General features: G+C 41.9%; 6 protein-coding genes. 3 read left to right on the top strand and 3 right to left on the bottom strand.

Going from position 1 to position 5,858, the window contains the following annotated elements; all coding sequences use genetic code 11:
* Window positions 1-25 precede the first annotated feature (25 nt).
* Entirely contained in the window at window positions 26-181 is a 156-nt protein-coding gene (locus DNHGIG_RS21140; RefSeq protein WP_282200290.1) for an SOS response-associated peptidase family protein, read from the top strand.
* Window positions 182-1,171: 990 nt separating this feature from the next.
* On the opposite strand, the gene DNHGIG_RS20840 is transcribed toward DNHGIG_RS21140, so the two are convergent.
* A complete protein-coding gene (locus DNHGIG_RS20840) occupies window positions 1,172-1,531 on the bottom strand; it encodes a nuclear transport factor 2 family protein (RefSeq protein WP_282200289.1) in 360 nt (119 codons plus the stop codon).
* Window positions 1,532-2,018: 487 nt separating this feature from the next.
* Window positions 2,019-2,759 carry an LbetaH domain-containing protein gene (locus DNHGIG_RS20835; RefSeq protein ID WP_439647742.1) on the bottom strand — a complete coding sequence of 247 codons (741 nt, stop codon included), beginning with the start codon at window positions 2,757-2,759 and terminating at the stop codon, window positions 2,019-2,021.
* A gap of 340 nt (window positions 2,760-3,099) precedes the next feature.
* On the opposite strand from DNHGIG_RS20835, the gene DNHGIG_RS20830 reads away from it, so the two are divergent.
* Together DNHGIG_RS20830 and DNHGIG_RS20825 are read left to right on the top strand one after the other, a co-directional pair.
* A complete protein-coding gene (locus DNHGIG_RS20830) occupies window positions 3,100-3,840 on the top strand; it encodes an LbetaH domain-containing protein (RefSeq protein ID WP_439647742.1) in 741 nt (246 codons plus the stop codon).
* Window positions 3,841-4,327: 487 nt separating this feature from the next.
* Window positions 4,328-4,687, top strand: coding sequence for a nuclear transport factor 2 family protein (locus DNHGIG_RS20825; RefSeq protein ID WP_282200289.1), 360 nt, complete (start codon window positions 4,328-4,330; stop codon window positions 4,685-4,687).
* A 990-nt stretch (window positions 4,688-5,677) separates the two neighbouring features.
* Here the strand turns inward: DNHGIG_RS20825 and DNHGIG_RS21145 are convergent.
* A complete protein-coding gene (locus tag DNHGIG_RS21145; RefSeq protein ID WP_282200290.1) occupies window positions 5,678-5,833 on the bottom strand; it encodes an SOS response-associated peptidase family protein in 156 nt (51 codons plus the stop codon).
* Window positions 5,834-5,858: the final 25 nt, after the last annotated feature.

The raw sequence follows: 5,858 nt of genomic DNA on the forward strand, positions 1-5,858 counted from the left end.
AACATCTCGTGAAATACCTTTCAGAGTGTCCCAACTCTTTTCTGGATGCCCTATACGATATCGGGCTACTTCAGATGATTCAAAGGTACACACGTACACGATCATAGCCACACTGCCGAACGAGCTTGTTAGCGAGATCCACGACCGTATGCCGGTGATCTTCGGCCGGAAGATAAGGTGATCAAGTTGGATAGGGAGAAGTAGGACATGGAGTTGCTTCAGTCGAGTCTTGTGACTTTCCCAGCTGAAGAGAAGGGTACTTATCCTGTATCGCCGATGGTGAGGAATGTGAAGAATGATTCGCTGGAGTGTATAAGAGGTTAAATAACAGGTATTTTGAACTATTGATTAGGAAAAACAAGCCATCCCGATTGTCGAGGCGGTTTATTGGTTGGATCACGACAAGCACTTCATCATTTTTTGTGCTGGCTGCGGTTGTGTAATTGAACGATCTGTTTGCGTGCTAAGCATATCCCACCTCTTAGCTGCGGTGTCTATTCGTCTATTCGACTAAGTGTAAACCTTGTACCATCAGTACTTTTTCTATACGCTGGAACTTCCTTACACGAACGTTTCGTAGTTTTCTCGTCGTCTTCGATTCAAAGGTAACGATGGAGCTTTTCGATTACACCGCCTCGACTTGCGGCTTGTTAGCGAGTACCTCATCCTCCCCATTTGCATCGATACGTCTCCTGCCCACACACTAGTTTTCGATAATAAAAGTACGTTCCTACAACGAGGCATCCGTCTGCCTCCGTAAAATTTGCAAAGTGCTTCTTTACGGTCTTTAAACATCCTTCCGTTATTCATCCACGCCATTCATCGGTCGCCTCCGTTTATCGAATTTCTTGGAGCTAATCTCCGCAGAAGGATAAGCACGAGGCGGCGAATAATCGCCTCGCTCAGGTTACACTCTTGGCTCGGGGCTTGGCTGCATGGCGGCGTAGTTCATTTCTAACTATCGTTTTCCTTCTGCGTTAATAATCTTCTATATACCCGATGCGTAACCGAGGTTATGTAATAACCAAGGTAATCGGTCTTAAGTCTTATTCTTAAGTATCCGTATTATGTATCGGTAAATCCTGATTATCGACCGATACTTGAAAAAATCAACTGATAGGCCCATGATAAGAGCGGTTTATAGATTCCCGATAGTGGAATGAGGCAAATTCTATGATTTAGTTGGCGTTCCTTGATGAAAAAACATTTGCCACCTACCATCCCTAAATTTCCAAATTGAACTACGCAAAGTATATTGCATTCTTGTTTCATCCATTACACGATATGTTGTTAACACCACATCTTCTGACAAAGGATGTATGTCAAAATCATAAAGGGTCATTTCCCGCACACTAAGTCCACCCTCACCAATACAATCCTTTTTATACCGAATATTCCCTGAACTTCCAAACTCAAAGAAATCATCCGCGAGTAACTTTTCTAGTTCTGCTGGAGCTGTACGAATTTCAGGTTCTAACAACCGTTTCTCTAATTGACATAAATGCTCATTTATGGAAGATTGATTTTTCATTTTTAGACCCTCCCTCAATAATTTAAATATAATGAAACTTTAACAGAACCTTCGACCTAGAGAACGCAGAAAAGACGGATAGAGAACCGAGAGACGGTAGTCCCTCACTCGCAGGGATCCTCGTATGTTATCAATTATTCCTTCTACACTTATCCAGCTTTTCCTCTTTCTTGTCAAACCGTTGTTCATTTCGCTCTGTAGGTCGTTGAGGCTCTGGCGTAAAAACGTGGTGTACGCAGTGCTATCTCTATCTCAAACGGTGCGATCTCCTCTACCAGATCGCGGTAGGTCTGCGTGCAGGCAATGCCCCGTGCCTTCGACAATAACCAAGGTGTCATGCGGTCGCTCCATCTTCCAGTGACCTTCCGCATCGGGCCAGAACTTGTGAAATGTCCGCAATATCCCTGATACCCATATAATTAAAGTTTAAACCCGGTATTAGACCGTAAAAGACCTAAACTACACCGGGCTCATTTAAAGATAAACGTCACTTCGTTATTTTCAGCAAACGATTACAAGCGATACCACATGAACAACGATGTTTACCAAATAGTAAATGATAAGAAGGTGGGAATTCTCTGTTTACACGTTGCACTTCACGCGCAAATTCCCTCCTATTTTTTGGTACACGACGCAAAGAATTGGCTTTTGCTTGAGTATCAATATTCGCTCCCGGAGGAACGAACCGATTCGGAGGAATACGTACACCGTTTGTAACGACAGCGTTTGTTGAAATAAACGTTCCTTCCCCAACAAAGGCATTAAAGACAATGGATTTAAATCCAACAAACACTCTATTTCCAATAAAACAAGGGCCATGAACAAGAGCACCATGGGCGATCGTTACACCGTTTCCAATATATATTGAATATTTTTTGTTACCTACAGGAATTTGTTGATGAAGCAAACCATGTAAAATGACTCCATCTTGAATATTCGTATTCGAACCAATAAAAAATGGCGTTCCTTCATCCGCTCGAATGGTAGCGCTAGGCGCAATAAAAACGTTTTTCTTAATTGTCACATCCCCTATAACACTAGAAAATGGACTAAGAAAGGCTGTTCTGTTTATTTTTGGAAAATGATTGGTGGGATTAAACGATGTCCTTGGATTTGGGCTGATAAAACGTACAAACAAATTGAAGGGACCCTGAGGAACTTTTTTAGAAACGTTTTTCTTAATCCTTCTACGAGGTAAAGACATCGAACTTGTATTTATTTTTTTCACACTCGTTCAAACCCCTTTATCGTTTTGGACTGCGCGTATCCCCTTTTTGGCTCTCGTTTTAATGAATGCATGTTATTAAAATAAGGAAACGGACATCTGTACCAGGGATTAAACTTGGACATACTGCCCAGTTGTACGATACAACGAGAATCGTATTATGATAAGAACATATGTTCTTATCATAATACGATTCTCGTTGTATCGTACAACTGGGCAGTATGTCCAAGTTTAATCCCTGGTACAGATGTCCGTTTCCTTATTTTAATAACATGCATTCATTAAAACGAGAGCCAAAAAGGGGATACGCGCAGTCCAAAACGATAAAGGGGTTTGAACGAGTGTGAAAAAAATAAATACAAGTTCGATGTCTTTACCTCGTAGAAGGATTAAGAAAAACGTTTCTAAAAAAGTTCCTCAGGGTCCCTTCAATTTGTTTGTACGTTTTATCAGCCCAAATCCAAGGACATCGTTTAATCCCACCAATCATTTTCCAAAAATAAACAGAACAGCCTTTCTTAGTCCATTTTCTAGTGTTATAGGGGATGTGACAATTAAGAAAAACGTTTTTATTGCGCCTAGCGCTACCATTCGAGCGGATGAAGGAACGCCATTTTTTATTGGTTCGAATACGAATATTCAAGATGGAGTCATTTTACATGGTTTGCTTCATCAACAAATTCCTGTAGGTAACAAAAAATATTCAATATATATTGGAAACGGTGTAACGATCGCCCATGGTGCTCTTGTTCATGGCCCTTGTTTTATTGGAAATAGAGTGTTTGTTGGATTTAAATCCATTGTCTTTAATGCCTTTGTTGGGGAAGGAACGTTTATTTCAACAAACGCTGTCGTTACAAACGGTGTACGTATTCCTCCGAATCGGTTCGTTCCTCCGGGAGCGAATATTGATACTCAAGCAAAAGCCAATTCTTTGCGTCGTGTACCAAAAAATAGGAGGGAATTTGCGCGTGAAGTGCAACGTGTAAACAGAGAATTCCCACCTTCTTATCATTTACTATTTGGTAAACATCGTTGTTCATGTGGTATCGCTTGTAATCGTTTGCTGAAAATAACGAAGTGACGTTTATCTTTAAATGAGCCCGGTGTAGTTTAGGTCTTTTACGGTCTAATACCGGGTTTAAACTTTAATTATATGGGTATCAGGGATATTGCGGACATTTCACAAGTTCTGGCCCGATGCGGAAGGTCACTGGAAGATGGAGCGACCGCATGACACCTTGGTTATTGTCGAAGGCACGGGGCATTGCCTGCACGCAGACCTACCGCGATCTGGTAGAGGAGATCGCACCGTTTGAGATAGAGATAGCACTGCGTACACCACGTTTTTACGCCAGAGCCTCAACGACCTACAGAGCGAAATGAACAACGGTTTGACAAGAAAGAGGAAAAGCTGGATAAGTGTAGAAGGAATAATTGATAACATACGAGGATCCCTGCGAGTGAGGGACTACCGTCTCTCGGTTCTCTATCCGTCTTTTCTGCGTTCTCTAGGTCGAAGGTTCTGTTAAAGTTTCATTATATTTAAATTATTGAGGGAGGGTCTAAAAATGAAAAATCAATCTTCCATAAATGAGCATTTATGTCAATTAGAGAAACGGTTGTTAGAACCTGAAATTCGTACAGCTCCAGCAGAACTAGAAAAGTTACTCGCGGATGATTTCTTTGAGTTTGGAAGTTCAGGGAATATTCGGTATAAAAAGGATTGTATTGGTGAGGGTGGACTTAGTGTGCGGGAAATGACCCTTTATGATTTTGACATACATCCTTTGTCAGAAGATGTGGTGTTAACAACATATCGTGTAATGGATGAAACAAGAATGCAATATACTTTGCGTAGTTCAATTTGGAAATTTAGGGATGGTAGGTGGCAAATGTTTTTTCATCAAGGAACGCCAACTAAATCATAGAATTTGCCTCATTCCACTATCGGGAATCTATAAACCGCTCTTATCATGGGCCTATCAGTTGATTTTTTCAAGTATCGGTCGATAATCAGGATTTACCGATACATAATACGGATACTTAAGAATAAGACTTAAGACCGATTACCTTGGTTATTACATAACCTCGGTTACGCATCGGGTATATAGAAGATTATTAACGCAGAAGGAAAACGATAGTTAGAAATGAACTACGCCGCCATGCAGCCAAGCCCCGAGCCAAGAGTGTAACCTGAGCGAGGCGATTATTCGCCGCCTCGTGCTTATCCTTCTGCGGAGATTAGCTCCAAGAAATTCGATAAACGGAGGCGACCGATGAATGGCGTGGATGAATAACGGAAGGATGTTTAAAGACCGTAAAGAAGCACTTTGCAAATTTTACGGAGGCAGACGGATGCCTCGTTGTAGGAACGTACTTTTATTATCGAAAACTAGTGTGTGGGCAGGAGACGTATCGATGCAAATGGGGAGGATGAGGTACTCGCTAACAAGCCGCAAGTCGAGGCGGTGTAATCGAAAAGCTCCATCGTTACCTTTGAATCGAAGACGACGAGAAAACTACGAAACGTTCGTGTAAGGAAGTTCCAGCGTATAGAAAAAGTACTGATGGTACAAGGTTTACACTTAGTCGAATAGACGAATAGACACCGCAGCTAAGAGGTGGGATATGCTTAGCACGCAAACAGATCGTTCAATTACACAACCGCAGCCAGCACAAAAAATGATGAAGTGCTTGTCGTGATCCAACCAATAAACCGCCTCGACAATCGGGATGGCTTGTTTTTCCTAATCAATAGTTCAAAATACCTGTTATTTAACCTCTTATACACTCCAGCGAATCATTCTTCACATTCCTCACCATCGGCGATACAGGATAAGTACCCTTCTCTTCAGCTGGGAAAGTCACAAGACTCGACTGAAGCAACTCCATGTCCTACTTCTCCCTATCCAACTTGATCACCTTATCTTCCGGCCGAAGATCACCGGCATACGGTCGTGGATCTCGCTAACAAGCTCGTTCGGCAGTGTGGCTATGATCGTGTACGTGTGTACCTTTGAATCATCTGAAGTAGCCCGATATCGTATAGGGCATCCAGAAAAGAGTTGGGACACTCTGAAAGGTATTTCACGAGATGTT

The sequence above is a fragment of the Collibacillus ludicampi genome (genome assembly GCF_023705585.1).
GTDB lineage: Bacteria > Bacillota > Bacilli > Tumebacillales > BOQE01 > Collibacillus > Collibacillus ludicampi.

Coding starts and splice junctions, on each gene's coding strand:
- DNHGIG_RS20840 (WP_282200289.1), bottom strand. CDS start 1,531: ATGAAAAATCAATCTTCCATAAATGAGCATTTATGTCAATTAGAGAAA.
- DNHGIG_RS20825 (WP_282200289.1), top strand. CDS start 4,328: ATGAAAAATCAATCTTCCATAAATGAGCATTTATGTCAATTAGAGAAA.